Below are 20,264 nucleotides of genomic sequence, written 5' to 3'. Positions count from 1 at the left end.
AGATGCGCGCGGTACTCATGCCGGCACCAACCAACCACCGAACAACGGGCCGGCCGTATCGCCATGTTGTGGCTCGAAACGAATCGTCAGTTGTTTCGCACCACGGGTCAGCGCATGCGGTAACGCATAGTCACGGTCAACAAAATCGATGACCTGGCTCCGTGCAACGGCCACTTCCGCAGCAAGCTTGCCATTGACCAGGATGTTGAAGCGGCCCTGGTCGCTGCCCCAGAAACGCAGGCGCATCGCCAGTGGCCGATCGTCGCCTCGCATGTGGAATTCGACAAACCCCTTGCCACGCACGTCGCGACATGCGCGGCGGCGGTAGGCACCGCCGAAGGAAGTATCGCTGCGCAAGCCATGCGCCTGCTCGGACGCCTCGTCACCGAACTGAATCATGTCCACTGCGCTGGCCTGCATGGCGGCGAATGCGTCCTTCTCGCGCTGGCGACGTGCAGACTCGCGATCCCACTGCGCGGAATCCATGCGCTTGAGATACAGCGCGCTGCGGCGGTCGTACTGGGAATAAAACGGCACGAAGGTCAATCCCTGCGGGCGCGAGGTACTGGCCAGATAGGTGCCCGGTTCGGGCAGCTCCACGAACCCCGCAAGCGGCGAGGCGTCGGCCACCAGTGCCGGCTCCAACGCCGTGTCGTCCTGCTCCACCGGCCCCAGATCGGCGGCAAGCGCCAGCGGCCCGCGTAGCACCACCACGGTGTCGGCGTCGCCGGGCGCCTGTTCCAGGTACAACGGCATCTCGAAATCGGCCTGGATCACGTCACCGGCTGCCCAACGCCGCTGCAGCCGCGCGTAGCCATTCTTGTCGGCCTTTACATCACTGACAACGCCATTGACCCGCAGCTGGAACCTGCCCTGGCACCAGGCAGGAACGCGCAGCGCCAGCCGCGTCGGTGCCGCAGCATCCACGCGTTCCAGGCTCAGCCGTACCTTGCCGTTCTCCGGCACGCCACTGTCCAGCGTCAACTGCACGCCGCGCTCGCTCCAGTCCAGACGGGAGGGAATGTAGAGATTGACGTACAGCGTGTCCGCATCGGCCCAGTAGATCGCGTCACCGAACTGTGCATGTGCCTCCATGCCGCTACCCACGCAGCACCAGAACGAATTGAACTTGTCCGACCAGCCACGTTCGGCGCCAGCGATCATCGGCGTCATGTAGGTGAACATGCCGGTCTGCGGATGCTGCGCGGCCATGGTGTGGTTGTACAGCGTGCGCTCGTAGTAATCGAAATACCGGGCCTGCGGCGTCCACTGATACAGATGCCGGGTGAGCTTGAGCATGTTGTAGCTGTTGCAGTGCTCGCAGGTCTGCTCGGTCAGGAAGCTGGCGATACTGTCCGGCGCCTGGAAATATTCGCGATCGGCATTGCCGCCGATCACGTAGCTGTAGTGGCGGGTCACGGTTTCCCAGAAGAACCGCGCCGCAGCGGCGGCATCGACATCGCCGGCCACCTCGAACTGACGCGCTGCGCCGATGAACTTGGGCACCTGGGTGTTGGCATGGTGATGCGGCAGATCGTCCTTGCCGGCTTGTGCCGGATCGATCACCGCCTCGTGCCGCAAACGCCGCCCGATCTCGATCCAGCGCTGATTACCGGTCCGCGCGCCCAGCTCCAGATACGACTCGTTGAGACCACCGAATTCGCTGCCCAGCAGGGTCTGCATCTGGGCATGGCTGAGCGTGTCGAACACGCCGGCCAGATAGCTGGCCAGCAACTGCAGCACCTGCAAGGCCTGGGTGTTGCCGGCAAGCGCGTTGGCGTCCAGCAGGCCGGCGAACAACTTGTGCACGGTATACAGCGGCGACCAGCTACCGTTGAGATTGAACGCGCTGGCGTTTATCACGCCGCGGCGCAACTCCTCGAAGACCTGCTTGCCCGCCTCGACCTGATCGCTGGCGTTCTTGCGGGTCAAGCCGCCAACATACCCGTCGGCGTCCTTTGCCTGCGCACGCGCCAGTTCGGCAACGATGTAGTCCACCCGCTTGCGCAGCTCGGCATCTCCGGTCTGCGCAGACATCTTGGACAACGCGCTGAGGTAATGGCCAAGGCTATGGCCGGCGATGGTGTCGCCCTCCCAGCCACCATAGACCTCGCCCTTGGCCGGCAGGCCCGCATACTGCAGAAAATTGTGTAGCAGCCGGTCAGGCTCCAACTCCAACAGATAGCGGCGGTTGGTCTGCAGCGATTCCAGGAACAGCGACGGTTTCAGCCTGACGGCCTGCAGCGGCGCTGCATTGACCGCGCCAGCCTGGCTTGCAGCGGCCTCCAGCGGAAAGCGCAACCAGCCCGCAGCCACCGCCAATGCGCTCCACTGCAGCAGCCGTCGGCGCGAAGCATCGATGGGCGACTGGCCCGCGTCGGTCGCGGGTACATGCCCGCATGCCGCTTGCCCAGTCCCATGCTGCACAGGCGCCTCAGATTCATCATGCATATCGATTCAATTCCAGTTGTAGCGCAAGATCAGGCCGGTCGTGCGCGGGTAGATTTCCCTCTTGGCGCCGTAATATCTGTCGCGCTCCCAGGTAGGTTGGCCATTGACCTGGCCGGCGTAGCTTCCATAAAACGGGACCGAGGCCACCTCGGTATCCTGATTCAGCAGATTGTTCACAAGCAGCTCCAGCCGCAGCATCTGCGGGCCCCAATGGCGTTCGTAGGCAGCATTCATATCCAGCGTCCACCAGCTGGGAAACCGGCCCAGGCTGCCACGCGAAACCGCCACCCCGTCGCAGTAAAACGCGGAAGGACCCGCGTCGTAGGCCGCGTCGGTGGGGTCCGGATACTGGCTGTAGCACGAACGGGGTGCCCCGCTCTGCCAGACCGCACCAAGCCCGAGCGACAGACCGCTGGCGCCAAAGGTGTGCGAGCCATTGAAACGCAGCACATGACGCACGTCCGCCGGCAAATCACCGTTGTTGCCCGCCGACAACGATGCATAGCGAAAGTTCGGCGCCCCCAGCACGTTGCCGTTGGTCTCGCCGTAATAGCCCTCGTAATTGCCGTACACATGTTTCCAGGTATAGCCGAACAGCAAGAACACCGGTTGCTCCGGAGTCTCCGGGTGCACCAGCTCCAGACTGGTGCTATAGATCTCGCGACGTGGCTTGGCAAGCCCGGTGGCAAGTCCAGGGAGGGTCACCCGCTCACGCTGTCCATCGCCATTGAGATCGTTGTCAATGACTACCGCACTGCCCGGGTTGACCAGCATATTATTGGTCAGATGCGGATCGGCAAACCCGAGTGATTGAAGATACTTGTACGCAGGGCTGGACAGACCGCTACTGAGATCGTTCCACACCGCCAGCGCACGCTTGACCGAGGAATGATTGAATTCCAGCGTGCTGGACCAATGCGGCAGCAGCTGGTTGTCCTGCAGATACAGGGTATAGCTGTCCTGGCGCGCATTGCGCAGATTACGCGAGGTCAGGGTCACCGGCTCGCCGATGATGCTGGCATTGGTATAAGTGCCGATCTGACGCGGTGCGATCGGCGTGCCATCCGGATTGATACCGGCGTAGGTAGAGGCAACATAGGCATCACTGAAGTCGTTGAACAGGCTCGTCAAGATCACGCCCGGCACCGGCATGGTGTAGATACCCGCACTGGCGCCGAGTTTCATCGTGCTGTCGCCACGTACATCCCAGGACACGCCCAACCGAGGCGATGTGGTGTACAGGTCGAGCACATTGCGCCCGTTGGCCAGGCGCGCGCCGCTGTTGTCGCGGCGCACGCCGCCGTAGACCACCCAATGATCGGCAGCCTGCCAATAATCTTCCACGTAACCGCCGCGATTCACTTGCCCCAGTGGCCCGCCACTTCTGCCGACATGGGTGAGCAGGATCGGCGTATTGGCCGGCACCACCAGATCACCGACCATGGCACGGTCCTGGTCACGGCCATAGTTCAGGTAGGTGTAATCGCCATTGCGGCCGAACAGACTGAGGCTGTCGAACGACAGGTCGTAGTGCTCGGCGCCCAGTTGCAGCTTGTGCTCACCCAACTGCCAGGTGTAATCGGCGCGAAACCCGCGCTTGTGATAAGTAACCGGCTCTTCCGAGTCGCGCACACCGTTGGCTAACACATTCGCCACTCCGCCCGGCTCGTCGAAACGCACGGCGTACAGTCCGGAGTCGGAGAAGCTGTTCTTTTCCATATGGCTGAAATAACCGGCCATCAGCGAAAGATTCATCGTGTCGTTGAGCTGCCACCGGTAGCGCCCCAGGTAGAACGCGTCATGACTCTCAAACAGTATATCGCGCAGATAGCTACGCTCTGACGCGGGATTGGATGGCTCGGCCAGGGTGCTAATGCTTGTGTAGTTTTTGCGATCCGAACGCGCAGCAGTGAGGTCGAACTGCTGCGCGTCGCTGATGACCCAGCTCAGGTTGAGCGCGGGGTTGTTGTAGGCAGAACGGAAGGTGCGCCATTCTTCGCCCACCTCGCCGGCCATGAAGCTGCTCTGCGACTGCGGGCGATTGTTCTGCAGCACCACATTGAAGAACAGCTTGTCGTTCAGCAACGGACCAGAGAGAAAGTAGGTATTGTTGAACGACGTTTCGGTACTGCCGTTGGTGCTTTGGTCCTGGTAGTAATAGCGATTGACGCCGTTGCGTTGTTCGATCAGATACGGGCGCACCCTGGGATTGAGCGTGCGCGATGGTGGCAGGCCGATTGACGATGCAAAGCCCGCACGCAGGGTATTGTCGCCGGACTTGGTCGTGGCCGATACCGACCCGCCCATTGCATTGGAATACTTTGCCGATGCGCCATTGGCGATGACCTGTGCCGAGCCGATCATATCCCCCGGCACTGAACTGGCGCCTGCGCCGGTGTAGTCGAAGGTCGTATCGAACTCGTTGATGTAGTAACGGGTTTCGGTCCCCGACCCGCCATTGAACGATGCCAGTCCGGAACCCTGCCCCGTGGTGACCTGCGCCATGTAGATCTGCGGCAATTGGGTGAGCAGATTGTTGTAACTCCCACCATCGCTTGCGCCACTGGTGTCCACGCCCGTCTTGCGGAACAGCGCCTCACTGTATTGGCGCACCAGCACCGGCGTGGTGACATCGATGGGGACGGTATTGTCTGCCGCGTTGTTCACCGCATCCGCACGGACCTGCACCGTATCCAGCGTGGCGGCCTGCTTGTCGCCGGATGCCAGCTCCGCCACCTGCGTGGCACTGCCAGGCCTGACCACTACATCCTGCACATCCAGGCTTCGGCCTGCGACCTGCAGCTCCACCCGATACTGGCCCGGTACCAGACCGTCGACGCTGAACCTGCCATCACGGTTGGGCGTGCGTGTCTGGCTGGCGCCGGTGCCGGTGTTGCGGATCACCACCTGTGCGGCTTCATTGGTGGAGACGGTGCCGTAAAGGGTGCCAGTCGCCTGCTGCGCAACGGCATGTTCGGTGGGCAGCAACGCCATGGCGATGGCGAGGCCAGTCAACAGAGGAATACAGCGACGACACGAACGACGTGCATCTTGCATGGATCACCTCATGAGCCGCTATGGAGACATGCCCCCGTCCACAGTCGCCTGGGATCTCTCCACAGATGCGCTATCGCGTTGGCCGATGATGATTTGCAGTACCCACCCTCTGGCATGCTGAACCCTCTCCAACGCAACTTCTTGCAGAAAAACTGCAATTTTCATGCTGATTACCACCAAACGGTCGCGGCATGGCGCTGTCGGCATGTGCGAGACAAGCGCATGCCCGCCTGTGCAACGCAGCACTCCCGTCTAGCGCGACGCGACGCCAGCTTTGGCACGTCGCGCTGGCGGCAGCGCATGCGCACATGCCGCAACCACGAAACCACTCATGACTTTGGTGCAGCAGCAGCGCTTGCGTCGAGGCGATTCCAGTCCGGCGTTGACGCCTGCTGCATCCAGCGCACGAAGAAGTCCAGCAGACGGCGTCTGCCATAGTCGCCGCCAGCACCATGATCGCCACCCGGCACCACCAGCAGGTCGAAATCCTTGCCCGCCTTGATGAGACGATCGGCGACCTGGAAGGTGCTCGCCGGATCCACATTCATGTCCATGTCGCCGGTGATGAGCAGCAAATGCCCCTGTAAACGCGCGGCATTTTCAACGTTCGACGATTCAGCGTACCACGGCCCTACCGGCCATCCCATCCATTGCTCATTCCACCAGATCTTGTCCATGCGGTTGTCGTGACAGCCGGAATTGGCCACGCCCGCAACGTAGAACTCTGGATGAAACAGCAGTGCACCCAAGGCATTCTGCCCGCCGGCCGAGGTGCCGTAGACGCCCACGCCGCCTTCGATGTCATACCACGGGTATTGCGCGGCGGCGGCCTTGTGCCAGGCGATGCGATCGGGCAGGCCGGCATCCTTGAGATTGCGCCACGCCACATCGTGAAACGCGCGCGACCGATTATTGGTGCCCATGCCGTCGATCTGTGCGACCGCGAACCCTAGCGCAGTCAACGAGGAGACCCTGGGACTGAACGTCTTTGGCACGAATGAGCCTTGCGGGCCAGCGTAAATATTCTCGACGACGCGGTAGCGTTGGTGCGAATCGAACCGCTGGGGCCGATGGATGACGCCCCATATCTCGGTCTTGCCATCACGCCCGACACTGTGGAAGGGCAGTGGCGGTTGCCACCCGCTGGCCAGCAAGCGGCTCAGATCGGTTTTTTCGACGGTCTGCACCAGCCCGCCATCGGCGCTGCGACGCAGCTCAAGCACCGGGCCCAGGTCCACGCGCGAAGACAGGTCTACAAACCACTTTCCATCTGGCGAATAGCTCACCTGATGATCGGCCGCCGTGGGCGTCAGCGCGGTCAGACCGCTGCCATCCAGACCAATGCGGTACGCGTGCCGGTAATACGGGTCTTCTCCGGCCTGCATGCCCGATGCAGTGAAATACAGCTGCCCGGTGGCCTGATCGACATGGTCGATCTTGCGTACGACCCAATCGCCACGCGTCACCTGGCGGATCACCTCACCGCGGTGTCCGTCGTAGAGATACACATGCTCCCAGCCGTCGCGTTCGGAGGCCCACAGGATCTGCTTGCCATCGGCTAGATCCTCGCGCGCATATTTGCCGCCATTCTCGTGGTCGCCGCTGAGTGGGGAATATTCGATGAAGGTGGGCGATGTTTCCTCGATCAAGGTGCGCGCCACTGCCGTGCGCGCATCCACCTCGATCACGCGATACAGCTGGTGCCCGCGCGCGTTGTACTCGAAGGTGAAGCCGCGGCTGTCCTTCCACCACTGAATGTTCTTCAGCGTAAAGGCGTTGGGCAGCAGCGTCATCGCCACCGGATGGGCCGCACCGCTGCTGATGTCGAACAACACCGGCTGCATCACCGGCAGCGCATCGCCTGGCTTGGGATAGATCTGCTGATGCAGCTTGGGCTGCACGCGATCGGCCGGCGCCGATTCGATGTAGTACACGATATGCGGCGGCGGCGCTTTGACCCGATAGGCGGCCAGGTGCTGAGAGTCGGGCGACCATTCCACGCTATCAATGGCGTAGTAGTCGCCGCTGCTGCCGTCGCGGCTGAGAACCCGCCGTTTGCCGCCGCTTGTGGGCGCAATCATCAGGTTGCCCTGCTCCACCCAGGCGCGCCAGCGCCCATCCGGCGACGCCTTGGCGGTGTGCTCGCCCTGCTTGAGCGGCAGCGCCATGTCCATCGTTTCGGGCTGTTCGTCCTCGTCGGGTTGATGCTCGCAGCGATAACGTGCCAGATCGCATTGCCAGCCCCGGCGCGCCAGTTGGAAGCCCAGGCGCTGCTGCGCAAGGGTTGGCTGTTTCAGTGCCAGTGCGGCTGCATCGACGTCGTGCGCGCCGGCCTGCGTCAGGGCCGCCGCCAGCCGCGCATGGTCGAAGGCCAGCGTGTTGCGACCGCTGGCGGCATCCACCAGGCGATACTCGATGCCGGGCGCCTGATTGGCGCGCGCCACGCCGCGCTGATACAGGAAGTGCCCCGCATCCACCCACACCGGCTCGGTGGGTTGCCGATCGACCAGCGAGGCATAATGATCGGACAGACCAATGGCCTGCGCATATTGCGCGGCCGTCGGTGCAGCCGTGGCGAACGCAAGGCCCGGCCACAGCGCAACGCCCAGACACCACGCAGCGATGCGGCAATGACGACGAGTTGATGGGTGCGACATGTGCATCCTCATGCAGGCACTGGTACGAAAGAGCGCTCAGCGCGCATCACAGCGTGCGGCATCGGCGGCAGTGGCGGTTGGTAGACGCTGCGGTTGCGGCGCCAGGACTTCCCATTCCTGTACGGCAAGCGCAGCGTGTTGGCCTTCGGTGCCGGAAGCATCCAGCATCACCCGCACACAGCGCGTGGTCACCGGTGCAAACGACACCGCGGCATCGAGACTGCTGGTGCCGTCATGCGAGTGTTTGGGCTGCACCGGTTGCCACCGTCCGTCCTGGCGGAACTCCAGCTGCCAATGCGCCGGTGGGGCCACACCAATGGACGCACCGGCCGGCTGGTCAGCCCAGAACACGATGCGTGTGCGATCCAGCGTCACCGGCTGCGCCCAGCTGTATTGAAGCCACTGCTGGGGTGGATTGTCGGGTGTCCAGCTGCCCCACATCTGCGGTGGCAACGGGTTGGCTTTGACAACGCCGTCGTTGAGCGCGGCCATCCAGTACTGCACGGGAATATCCGGGCCGTTGGACGCGCTGGCATAGGCAAATGGCGCCTGATTGCGCTGCGGCGGTGTCGGCGGCACCGGGCGCCGGGTCGGGATGACAGGACGGATGCTGGCCGGCTGGGTCGTGTCGTCCCACTCCAGGCGGTCGATGGCCACGCTGCGCCTGAAATGCCCGCCTCCATGCGCATCGGCGGTGTGATACACCAGATACCACTGGCCTTTGAACGCAACGATGCCCGGGTGCGAGGTGGTCGATGACACCGGCGGCAGCACGATGCCGCGATACGTCCATGGACCGAGCGGCGTCGGTGCGCTGGCGTAGGCAATGCACGCGTGATAGCGCGTGGGTGTACACGCCGAGCGACGCCCAGCGTTGTTGGCCGCATACGCCAGGTAGTAACTGCCGTTGCGTTTGAACAGCCAAGGCGCTTCAAAATAGCCTTCAAGCGTATCGACCCGCACCGGGCTGCCCTTGAAACTCACCATGTCGCGCTGCAGCTCCACGCCGTACAACGCGCCAAAGGTGCCCCAGTACAGATACACGCGCCCGTCGTCGTCCACCAGCACGGTGGGGTCGATGTTCTGGATGGTGTTGGCCGTGGGTACCGACTGGGACACCACCGGCCCTTGCGGATGCACATCGGTCCACGGGCCGAGCGGGCTGTCGGACACCGCCACGCCGATCGCGAACGGATCTTGATTGGTCGACTTGCGCTGCTGCACCGGTGCATACAGGTAATAGCGTCGGTCCGGGCCTTGCACGATCTGTGCGGCATAGGCGTAACGCTTTTCCGCCCAGGCGAAGACCTGCTGCGGTTGCAGGAAATCGCGGTAATGCGTCCACTGCCCGCTGGCCGGGTCGCTGCTGACGAACATCTGCCAGCCGGGCATGTCGAAGGCATTGAGATCGGGTGCAGCGGTGTCGCGCCCTGCCACGATGTATAACTTGCCGTCCGCCACCAAGGGCGCCGGATCCGCCGAATACCCACTACCGTCGGCAAGAATCGGGTTGCCGGGCGCGTCTAGATGTTCACCTTGCAGGGTGACTGCGCTGCACGCTGGAACAGCGCAAGTAGCCAACGCGCATACCAGTGCGACACGACGAGTGAGCATGCCGATCATGGCGTGGCCGACGTGATCTGCAACGTGAGTGGCACCGACATCTGCCCGGTGGGTGCACGCCCCTGCGCCGTCCCGGTGAGCGTGATGGTGCCGGGCTGCGCATACCGCGACGGCGGCAGCGCAGGCCATTGCACGGCAAGGCGCTCACGTGAGCCGTCGTTGTATTGCACGGTGACAAAGCCCGGCAGCGTCGGCGTGCGCCCCGCAACGGCGGTCACCACCGGCAATGCCTGCACGGTATTGATCTGCCCCGGTGGCGTTGCGCGTACCCAGATGGTGGCCTTGACCGGCATGACGCCTTCCAGCAAGCCTTGCAGTTCCACCGCGCCCTCGCTGGAGAGCCGGCTCAGCGGCAGTTCGGGCCACTGCACCGCAACCGGCAACACGCTGCCATCGGCAAAGAAAGCGGTGACCGTTTGTGGCAGGGCCGGCAGCTGGCCAGGAGCGGTGCGCAGCGCGATCTCTTCCACGCGACTGGGCAGCTCTGACTCCACCTGCCACTCATCCACCCCTAGCGCTGCATGTCCGTTCGAAGTGGTCTGGGTGGCCAGGACCGCGCGCAGGCCGGTGGTGATGACGGGCGCGAAACTGGCCGTGCTGGCCGTTCCCGGCGCGGCAATCGGATAACCGCCAGCGCTTGCGATGTCCTGCCACTGCCCTTCGCGCAGGTATTGCAGCTTCCAGTTGCCCGGTGGTGCAACGCCGCCACCGGGTTGGTCATCCCACAGATACAGCGCGCTGGACGATATCCGTACCGGCAACGCCCACTGGTACTGCAACCAGACCGACGCCGGTTGCGCGCGGCCGTAACTCCCCCAGCGCCGTGCGTTGTTGGGTACGCTCCCTGTGGGCGGGAGGAAGCCATCGTTGAGCGCCTCAACACGATGATGCGCACTGGTGACTTCGGCGCTGACGGTTGCCAGGCCTTGTAACGGAATGCTGCGCAATGCAGGCGCTGCGGGCGCATCCACGTGCACATCGGCATGCCCTTCGCCCGTGCCATCGCTGGCGGTCAAGCGCAGTACGTAGTGCCCGGCATGGGTAAACCGCACCGCTGTCTGCAATGCGGCCGGATCGGCAAACAACGCATCGCCACCGTCCGGGCCGTGCTGCATCTGCCACCGCAGGCGCAGCGGCTCGCCGGAGACGTCACTGGCACCGACGCGGCCGCGCAGCACAACGCTCTCGGGCGCGGCCGGGTCGTCCAGTTGCCGTGCCTGCACCTGCGGTGGCACAGGGCCGCTCGCTGCTGGTACCGCAGCGCCGGTGTGGAAAAGCTGCAGTTCCTTGATCCCCGTCCGTGCACTGCCCGCGTGCCTGACGACCACGCGCAGGAACTGTGCCCGAATCGCCGGGAAGCGCACCCGATTGCGATTGCCCTGCGCAAATGGCGTATCGCGCACCTGTCCCGGCACCGCTTTCCACTCGGTACCGAGCCGATACTGCAGCGTGTAGCTCCATGGCGCGGCATAACCAGCACGCGTGCCAGAGGGAAAGCCGTGATGTGTCCCTTCAGGCGAAGAGCTCCGATAGAAATACAGCACCACCTGATCCAGCTCTTGAGCGCTGCCCAGATCCAGTGCAATCCAGTCACTGTCGGTGGGTGAGCCACGCGTGCCCCAGAACGGCAAGCTGGCAGTGCTGCCGTCTACCGCAGCGGCCGCAGCAAGACCCGGTGCTGCAAAGCTCGCGCTGACCGCCGCGCCTTCGGCAAGGTTTCGGCTTGCGGCGCCGGTGAGTGCCACATCCATGCCAGCCTTGGCCAGAATCTGGGCCGTGCGCGAGCCGGCGGCAATGCCCACCTGCGCCATCGGCGCCAGCTGGGCGCGATGCGATTCCAGCACCTGCACAGGCTCGTTGCCATTGACCGCATCCGGCGCCGCGCTCACCTGCCCGCTTTCCGGGTCGAAGATGACATGCGCCAGACGATCCACGCGAAAGGCCAGATTGCCATCCAGAAAGACGCTATAGCCCTTGCCGACCTTGCTGCCGTAATGGGTACCGTCGCGGTCCCAGACGATGGTCAGATTACGGTCGCGATAGCGCAGATTGTCGGCGGCGAAATGATCCCAGCCGATATCGATGGGATACAGCTCGATCTTGGTGTCGCTGCGTGGACGCAGGCCCATCGCATCTTCGATCATGCTGAAATTGGTGGCACCCAGCTGGGTATGGTGAATCCACGAACGATAGCCGATGCTGCCGCCATCGGCCGCACTGCCCTTGGCCCAGAACTCGTTCTGGTCCGGATACCGGTTGTCGCCATTGATGTAGGGCGCCCAGGCGTTCCAGTACAGCAGGCTACGGTAGCTCTTGGCGCTGAGATACTGGTTGGGATAGTCGCGCAATGCCGCACCCAACAAGCGAAACGCCACGGTCGCGTTGATGGTGGAAAAATTATTGCTGCCCGCCTCGCCGCCCTTGGCGCGCGCCTGCATATCGAACTGATTGGCGGTGTAGAACGGAAACAGCGGGTACTGCGCTGAATCGGCAAACAAGCGTAGTGCACGCACGTACTTGGGAGAGTAGTCCGCATCACCCTGCTTGGGCATCAGGCCCACGCTGAACGGGTAGTAGTTATTGGTTTCCTTCCAATCCACCGGCAGCAGCGGCCCACTGGCCTGGCGGTGCTTGAGCAGCTCGCCATGCAGCCCCACCGAATCGGCCGCCGCGCTATGGTCTTGCCACAGCACGTCCAGCACGGCCTGGCGGATGCGCCGCGCGGTGGCCTGCATGCGCTGCGCGGTGGCGATATCGCCGGCCAGCAAGGCCGCCTGGGCAGCCGCCTGCGCGTTGGCATACACGTAGGCACTTTCGGTGCGATCCATGCGGATTTCACCATGCCGCTTCGCCCAATCGAAGGACACCGCATCGGCATCGTTACCGGTCATCGCCGCCCAGTCGTATTCGATCAACCCGTTGTGATTGAGATCGTAAGCGGCAAGTAGCCCGTCCACATCGCCGCTGCCGTAGCGGGCGAGCTTTTGGGCCAGTGCGACCGGGCCGCCATGCACCTGCATCGATCGCCACGCCGAGTCGGTGACGTACTGCGCATAGGAGTTGGACCAGTTTTCCGGCGAGCCAGGATTGTCGGTGTACTTGCCGCCGCCAGCGGTTTCTCCGGTACTGAGCCAACTGCCGTAGGCGTACACCGGATCGCGCAGGTATTTCAGATCGTCCAGAAACATGCAGGTGGTCAGCACGATGGCGTTGTTGTAGCCGAGCACACCCTCGATGGCGACCGGAAACTGGTAATCGTTGCCCGGCACGTTGGCATCGAGCAGGTTGAAGCGCAGCAGCCACCAGCGATAGAACAGGCTTTTGGTGATGCTTTCGTTGGGCGTGTCCAGATATGGAAGGTTGTCCACCCACCAGCGGTTGTAGGCGGTCACCTGCTGCTGATAGGCCTGCTGCGGCGATTGCGCGGCAATGCGCTGGTACTCGGCACGCGCCTCGGGCAACTCATCGGTCAGCAGGCCCAGTTGCAGCTTGATGGCGGGCGCGTCGCCAGCGGCAGGCACGGCCACCTCGCGCACCAGGCGCTTGCCATCGACCCGAAAACCATCACCGGATAGCCGTGGAAACACCGTGGTGATGGCGTTGTAGGCATCGAATGCACCGGTCAGTTCGTTGCCTTGGGCATGCTGGGCCATTGGCGAGAGCGCCTGCACCGACAAGGTATGCGCCGCACCGTCCAGGCTGGAGAACACCATGCTGGCCACCGCCACGTTCTGCTCAGTGATGTACTTGACCAGGCGCATCCGCACGCCGGCCGTGGCATCGTCGAACACGGTGCTGAAATAGCTCGGCGTCTGGCGCCGCTGGCCTGCACGCTCCTTCCACTGCACGGCGGCCGTGCCCTGGGTGGATTCAATCCGGAACAGCGCGTCGAAATCGGTGGCATGCCAGTACGCAGCCTGCCCGACGAAGCCGGGAATCTCTGGCGCATGCGCAGACAGATAGGCCGCACGCCCACGCGAGAACAACCAATTGTTCGACTCGTCGAAGCCACCTTCGGTGCCCTCGCGCGCCAGCATGCGATCGATCCAGAAATCGTTACCCGGTGTCTGCCCCGCCCCTCGCGCAAGATCGGCAGCGTAGATTCTGGCCAACTGTCCATCGGGGGCGAACTCCGCCCCCGTCTCCGGCAGCGGATGCGCCAGCCCACGAAACTTCGGCTCGCCTATCGCTGCATTGGTCATGGCCACCAGCGGGGCATGCACCTGCTTGGCGATGACCGACATCGCCATCAGCAGGCTGGGCACCCATAGGAGCGTGATGAGCAGGTAGCGCCCTCGCACAGCCGAAGCACACCACTGCTGGCGCACCAATGCCCCCAGACCACGGATCAACATGCAGACGGCTCCCCCGGACGTGAATATAGACAACGCCCGCGGACAGTTGCATCTTGCCGATCAGGCATCAGGACCACCATCGCTGCGGGTGAGCTGCAGGTCCTTTGCCAACAGGCGCCCCTGCATGCACGCGAACGAACGCGCCGCCATGCATGGAGCACCGCCCCTCAGGCCACCCGTGCTGCAGTGCTATTGCATCGGATTGATTCACGCGCGTCCACTGCACTGCGCCGCAGGCATGACTGGTGCGTGCGGCGCTACCACAAGCATCGGCGCCTCTCAAAATTCCACCCGCAGCCGGCTCCAGAAATAGCGCCCCAGCGTGTCGTAGGTGGAGGCCTCGGTGTTGGCTGCATTGGAGTAGCTGTAGAAGCGTGGCGGCGCACGATTGCCCACGTTGTCTATCCCCAACGCAAGCGTGCTGTGCAGTGCGGCAAACTTCCGGCTCACCGATGCATCGTGGTACACCACCGAGCCGATCTTGAAATAGCGGCAACTGCCATCGGCATTGGTGTCGGCGCAGAAGTTCTGGTACTGGCTGCCGTTGACGGTGTGCCCCAGGTAGCGCGTACTCCAGCTCGCATGCCACGGGCCGTTGTCCCAGGCCAGGTTGGCCACCGCACGCCAACGCGGCATGTTGCCCCAACTGGAATTTTCACCAACGTAGTTGTGCGGGTCGCCCGCAAAGCTGTAGTTGGAGAAGAAGGTCGCATCCAGCCCGGCGGACAGATCGCCCCAGGCGGTCTTGGTCAGCGTGTAGTGAATGCCGGCGTCATAGCCTCGCACGTCGACCTTGCCACTGTTGTAGGCAAACGGCACCGACACGCGGGTCAAGTTGCCGGCGGCATCGCGCTGGATCAGTGGGCAGAACCCAGGTTGGCGTCCCTCAAAGCAATCGTTGATGACTTGCTGGAATCCGAGCCCGGCCAGCATGTCGTCCAGCACCACCCGCCAGCTGTCGGCGTTGAGCGACAACCCGCTCACAAACTCAGGGTCGTACACGATGCCGACATTGTAGGAGCGGCCGCGCTCGGGCTTGAGCTGGAAACCAACATTATTGGAGCCGGATGTCACCAGATTGAACCGCTCGGTATTGGTGAAACTGCCATTATTGGGCACGTTGACGCAGGCTGGATTACCCGGGCCGGTGTAGCCATTGCACGGGTCCTGGAAGCCGCTGGTGTTATCGACAATGCCGCTGAACGGCGACCCGTAGAGATCTCCCAGCGCTGGCGCACGGAAGACCTGCGAGCCGGTGGCGCGAACCAGCAGATTGGCAATCGGCCGCCATTCGATCGCCACCTTGCTGTTGGTCGTACTGCCCCAGGCATCGTAGTTGGAATAGCGCGAGCCCAGGTTCAAGTTCAAGCTGCTGGCCAGCGGCACGTCCTTGAGCAAGGGCACCAGCAGCTCCGCATAGGCCTCACGCACCGACTCGCCACGCCCCTGCTTGAGGATACAGCCGTCGTTGTAGTCGCAATTGCCGTTGGCGTCGGCAGCGGCCACCGTGCTGCTGGTGCCTTGTGCAAACGAGTTGGTGCGGTAGACCAGGCCCACCGCCGCCTGCACGGCACCGGCCGGCAGCTTGAACAGATCGCCGTTGGCGCTGATATCGACAAACCGCATCTGGCTCCTGTCGATCAGGTCGACCGGCCGCTGCGTTCCGCGCAATGCAGCAATGGTTGCCGGGTCGTTGGGGTTGAACACGTTGATCGGTGTACAGCCGGCAATTACCGCGCCCGGTGCGCCGCACCTGACCACACCATCACTATCCAGGAATGACGGCCCCACCGCGTTGTTCAAGATGGACGTCACCGAAAAACCGGTGCGTACCAGCGTGTCCTTGTAACGCGCAGAACCGGCTGCAGCATCCCATTGCCAACTGGTGTCCTGCACGCGCCCGCGCAAGCCGGCGACGATATTGGTCTGGAACATGTTTGCGGTGTAGACGCGCTGGTTGGCCTGCGTGGAGCGCAACAGATAACGGTCGAGCTGGTCGCCGAAGGGGTTGTAGTAATTGTCGACCGCGCCCTGCATCTCCAGGCCGAACGCATCCAGCCGCGAGATGGTCTCGCTACTGGTCCAGAACACGTCCATGTAGCCCTGCACGTTCGGGGTGAAATCGAAGCTGCCGTGCAACGAGGCGTTGGTGCGCGTGATCGGGGTAATTAGATATTGGGCATCATAGACGTTGTAGCCATCGGTCGCGCTTTGATAGGGGCGGAACGCCGATTGATCCACCGGTCCAGGCGCAACACCATCTGCTGGCGTGAAGATCCGCCCGTCCTTCAGAAAGGCACGCGTGTTGCCGCCACGGTCTTCGACGATCTGCCCATCAAGGAATTGCACCGCCTTGGCCGCGTAGCTGCGGTCACGATTGAACACCGGATTCATCGAGTTGCGGCTGAGCCCCAGGATCAATCCACCGCGCTCCCAGGTCTTGCCCCACTCCAGCCCGAGGGTGCGGCGGTTGGCATCCCCGTGCATGCTCTGTGCGTAATCCACCGTCGCCGCAAAACCGTCGTACTTGTCCTTGAGGATGATGTTGACCACACCGCCAATCGCATCGGAACCATAGACCGATGACGCGCCATCGGTCAGGACTTCCACACGTTCCACCATCGCCACCGGAATCGCATTGACGTCCACGCCCGGCGCCGAGGCCACGCTGCTGGCAGGGCCAGCCATGCGATGGCCATTGACCAGCACCAGGGTGCGCTCGGCGCCCAGATTACGCAGCGAGACCAATGCGCGGCCATGGCTGAACCCGGAATTGAACGCCGGGCCGGGCATGAAACCGGCCATCGCCGGCATCCGTTGCAGCAACTGTCCCAGCGTGTTCTGACCGCTGTCTTCGATGCGCTGGCGATCGATGACGATGACCGGACTGGCGGTTTCGGCATCAACACGCCGTAAATGGGTGCCGGTGACGTTGATCTGGTCCAGCGTCTGAGTGACGTTGTCCGTGGTGTCGGTGCGCTGCTGCGCTGCAGCAGGTAGCGCAGCCAGCGGCAAGGCCAGCAAGATGGCGTTGCGCAGGCAAGTCGTTTTCAGAAGAGGACATCGCGGCGCAGCAACGAAGCGACTCGGTGACATCGAGAATCCTTAAGTGCTTTCACAAGAGAAAGGCTCATCCAACGGGCACGGCATTGCCGCACCGCGACGGTGCCAGATGAGAGAACGATCACCACAGAAAACATCACCACCCTGCCGATAGAGCGCAGGTATCCATCACGCTGCAGCGCTGCCCCCTGGGAGCGCATGCTCGACCACTGTCGAGCCGGGTGAAAAAAGCTTGCGACAACCTCAAGACAGCGTCTTGACGAATTTATGCAACTGACATGCGGAAATTTGTGGGTTTACCGTGTTTGTCGGCATGGGAGCCTATAACGGCTCATCATTGCAGCGATTAACTGGTTGAGACACATGCCCGCAGCGGTCGACATGACAGCCACGCCGCTGCGTGCAGCGCTGACACAACGGATATGCGATAGGGACGCAGCTTGCATCAAACGCCGATTGACTGGCCGTCGATCAACAAGCGCACAGCGGTTGGCAAACCCGCTGCAGCCGATCGATCATTGCACGGCCAGCACGCACGGCCAGTGGCAACGGGTGCATCGGCAATGCACGATGCCCTGCCACCCGCCGGTGCTGCGGCGACTCAGCCATACCACGCCTGTACGTTCACCGTGGCCGCGCCTGTCGGCAGCGCCACGCGGTCGGCATGCCGCCCCTGCAGGGCTGCCGGCGTATCGCCGATCAACACCCGCTGCAACCGCGTGCCCGCTGGCGTGCGCAATGTAAGCCAGGTGCGTTCTGGTGCCTGCTCCGGCAACTGCACCTGTGCATCGATACGACGCGCCTGAACATCGGTGCGCAGCGTCAGGCTGACCTTGCCCCAGCGTGTGGGCGCAGCGGTCATACTCACCGCCGCACCACTGCCCAGCCATGCGCGCGGCACGGCCCGCGCCAGAAACAGCTCATTGCCCGCACTGTCCTCGCTGACCAGCATCCAGCGCAGCAGGAGCGGAATGGTCATCTGCGCGGGCATGCAGAACAGTGGCATACCGCCGGTGATGCCGCTGACCTCGCCTGCCGTCCAGCTGCCCCGCGTATGCACCTGGTAGCGGTGCGCATACACGAACAGCAGGTACTCCTCGATGCGGTCCAGGCGCAAGAGTTGTTGCGCATAGCCGTAGGAGATAAAGCCAAGCAGGTCGCGACTGCCCGGCTCGGGGGGGGCGATGTTGGCCACCACGCCGATGCTGGTGCCGCCATGGCCGCGCAGGCAGTCGATGACCAGGTGGGCCAGGTCATCGGGCAGCACGTCGGCCTGCAGCAACTCGGCATAGGCGCGATGCGGCCATTGCTGTTCGCTGGGCTTTTCCTGCAGCAATGATTGGCGAAAGGTCAGCGTGGTGCCCGGCAGTGGGCCCACGTACGGCGGTGACAGGTCGCGGCGCACGTTCGCACGCAGGCTGCGCTCAAGGCGTGCGCGCACCTGCCCGGCGCGGCGCTGCCATTGCGCAGCCGTCGCCGCATCGCCGCCCAGCGTGCTCCAGACCTGTGCAATGTCTTCCCAGCCGCGGATCGCCAGCGCGCTGTTGGCGTAGTACGGCTTCCACCATAACGACGGATCGGGAAACAGACAGGCATCGGATTCGTTCCAGCCATGCAGCAAGCCGTACCCGTGCGCCTTGCGCGGCAGCGCCAGGGCCTGGTCGTGCAAGTCGCACAAGACCTGCGCGGTGGCGGCGATCTTGGGCAGCAGCCGGCGCAGGCGCGTTGCATCGCCGGTATAGCGCAGATAGCGCGCCAGCAGCGCCAGGGTCAGCCCGAACTGCCCCACCTCCGGCCCGCGCATGTTCGGCAGGCCATTGTCCTGCACGAACGCGTCGAAGTAGTTGTCGAGCACCGCCGCCGCCTGCGCGAAGCGCCCCCATTCCAGGTTGGCGTACAACGAACTGGTGAAGGTGTCCTGGAAGCCGTCGTACTCGTTGCCGTAGTAGTCGCGTTCCACCGCACCGTACTTGGGATAGTCGCCACCGGGCCGCACCACCAGCTCGCGCGCGAAGGCGAACTGCGCCATGTCGTTCCAGCTGGCATCGGGCAGCTGTGCCTGTCGCGTGCCGGCCAGCGCCTGCTGCCAATACGCGGCGAAATCAAGCAACGCCGCATAGAACTGCTCGGCCGTGGCGGCAGTGCGGGTGGTGCCGAAGGCCGGGTAACTGTGGGTGTAGTGCGCGGCGACGATCTGCCCACCGCGCACCTGCAGCGTGCGGTGCCAGGTCTGCACCACGAAGCGGTCGGTGGCGCGCACATCGGCGAAGACCAGCACCTCGTACCAGGCATCGGCTTCGCCCTCGCGGCGCATCACCTTGCGTGCGGCCGGCATCCAACCGCCCAGCATGCCTTCGGCGCGGCGTTTGATGAGGGCTTCTTCGCCCAGTTCGGCAAAGGCGTGTTCCGGCCGCGCGGTCCGACTGCGGCCGTTGGGCAGGATGGGCATGGTGTCCAGCGCTTCGCGCGTGCCGACGAAGGTGGTCCATGGCCAGCGGCCGCCGTTGTCTTTGGGATCGAGCAACGACGCCGGCGGCGGCGCCACATCGCGCACCTGCGCTTCGTCCGGGTCGCCATCGCGCAACAGGCGGTCGGCGAGCAGGTCCGCGTCGGCCATGGCCACCTGCGCCAGTGGCAGGCCGAAGTACGGCGGGGTCGCCGCCGGATACGCCGCTTCCAGGCGCTTGCCCAGCCGCAGCACACCGGCATCGGTGCACAGCATCAGGGCGCCTTGCGGATCATCCAGCTGCTCGTAGACCGTCCAGTCCTGTTGCAGATGCCGAAAACTGCAGAGCCTGCTACCCGATTGGGTGGCCGATGACTGCGTCTCCAGCTGCGGGACCGCGACCGCCAGCGGCGCAGCGGCCGCTGCCGCACCAGCAGGCGCCGCCCATGCCGCGCCGACGCCAACCGCCGCGGTCGCCGCCACGCCCTGCTGCAGAAAGGTTCTCCGGTCCATCGTTGCGCCCTTGAAGGATTCCCCCTGCATCCTGCGCGTGGGTACCGGCCACGTCTTGTGGCGCATGCCTGGAGCGCATGCGGAAATGCGCATACAACG

7 protein-coding genes are annotated in these 20,264 nt (G+C 63.7%); all 7 read right to left on the bottom strand.

Features of this window, described 5'->3' with window-relative positions; all coding sequences use genetic code 11:
- Positions 1–15: 15 nt before the first annotated feature.
- The 7 genes from ACCQ13_RS09830 to ACCQ13_RS09800 all read right to left on the bottom strand — a co-directional run bounded on the left by ACCQ13_RS09830 (position 16) and on the right by ACCQ13_RS09800 (position 20,165).
- Positions 16–2,451 (bottom strand): glycoside hydrolase family 127 protein, encoded by a 2,436-nt coding sequence (locus tag ACCQ13_RS09830; protein ID WP_104602746.1) that lies wholly within the window; start codon positions 2,449–2,451, stop codon positions 16–18.
- 6 nt (positions 2,452–2,457) lie between these two features.
- Positions 2,458–5,445, bottom strand: coding sequence for a TonB-dependent receptor (locus ACCQ13_RS09825; protein ID WP_159407121.1), 2,988 nt, complete (start codon positions 5,443–5,445; stop codon positions 2,458–2,460).
- A 392-nt stretch (positions 5,446–5,837) separates the two neighbouring features.
- A complete protein-coding gene (locus tag ACCQ13_RS09820; protein WP_208800553.1) occupies positions 5,838–8,165 on the bottom strand; it encodes a S9 family peptidase in 2,328 nt (775 codons plus the stop codon).
- A 36-nt stretch (positions 8,166–8,201) separates the two neighbouring features.
- A complete protein-coding gene (locus ACCQ13_RS09815) occupies positions 8,202–9,788 on the bottom strand; it encodes a family 43 glycosylhydrolase (RefSeq protein WP_159407120.1) in 1,587 nt (528 codons plus the stop codon).
- The gene (locus tag ACCQ13_RS09810; protein ID WP_104602803.1) at positions 9,785–14,038 is read right to left on the bottom strand and encodes an Ig-like domain-containing protein; all 4,254 of its coding nucleotides are present in this window, start codon (positions 14,036–14,038) and stop codon (positions 9,785–9,787) included. Before ACCQ13_RS09810 ends, ACCQ13_RS09815 begins: the two co-directional genes overlap by 4 nt.
- 384 nt (positions 14,039–14,422) lie before the next feature.
- The gene (locus ACCQ13_RS09805) at positions 14,423–17,239 is read right to left on the bottom strand and encodes a TonB-dependent receptor domain-containing protein (protein ID WP_159407119.1); all 2,817 of its coding nucleotides are present in this window, start codon (positions 17,237–17,239) and stop codon (positions 14,423–14,425) included.
- A gap of 568 nt (positions 17,240–17,807) precedes the next feature.
- The gene (locus ACCQ13_RS09800) at positions 17,808–20,165 is read right to left on the bottom strand and encodes a glucosidase family protein (RefSeq protein WP_159407118.1); all 2,358 of its coding nucleotides are present in this window, start codon (positions 20,163–20,165) and stop codon (positions 17,808–17,810) included.
- Positions 20,166–20,264: the final 99 nt, after the last annotated feature.

It is taken from the genome of Xanthomonas sp. NCPPB 1638 (assembly GCF_041475635.2).
Taxonomy (GTDB): domain Bacteria; phylum Pseudomonadota; class Gammaproteobacteria; order Xanthomonadales; family Xanthomonadaceae; genus Xanthomonas; species Xanthomonas cucurbitae.
Note: the sequence above shows the minus strand (reverse complement) of the source record. Positions and strands in the feature narration are given on the sequence as shown.

What these genes read in the sequence shown, in the direction of transcription:
- ACCQ13_RS09810 (WP_104602803.1), bottom strand. Translation starts at nt 14,038, where the DNA reads ATGGCGATGTCGGTCATCGCCAAGCAGGTGCATGCCCCGCTGGTGGCC.
- ACCQ13_RS09815 (WP_159407120.1), bottom strand. Translation starts at nt 9,788, where the DNA reads ATGATCGGCATGCTCACTCGTCGTGTCGCACTGGTATGCGCGTTGGCT.
- ACCQ13_RS09800 (WP_159407118.1), bottom strand. Translation starts at nt 20,165, where the DNA reads ATGGACCGGAGAACCTTTCTGCAGCAGGGCGTGGCGGCGACCGCGGCG.
- ACCQ13_RS09825 (WP_159407121.1), bottom strand. Translation starts at nt 5,445, where the DNA reads ATGGCGTTGCTGCCCACCGAACATGCCGTTGCGCAGCAGGCGACTGGC.
- ACCQ13_RS09805 (WP_159407119.1), bottom strand. Translation starts at nt 17,239, where the DNA reads ATGTCACCGAGTCGCTTCGTTGCTGCGCCGCGATGTCCTCTTCTGAAA.
- ACCQ13_RS09820 (WP_208800553.1), bottom strand. Translation starts at nt 8,165, where the DNA reads ATGTCGCACCCATCAACTCGTCGTCATTGCCGCATCGCTGCGTGGTGT.
- ACCQ13_RS09830 (WP_104602746.1), bottom strand. Translation starts at nt 2,451, where the DNA reads ATGCATGATGAATCTGAGGCGCCTGTGCAGCATGGGACTGGGCAAGCG.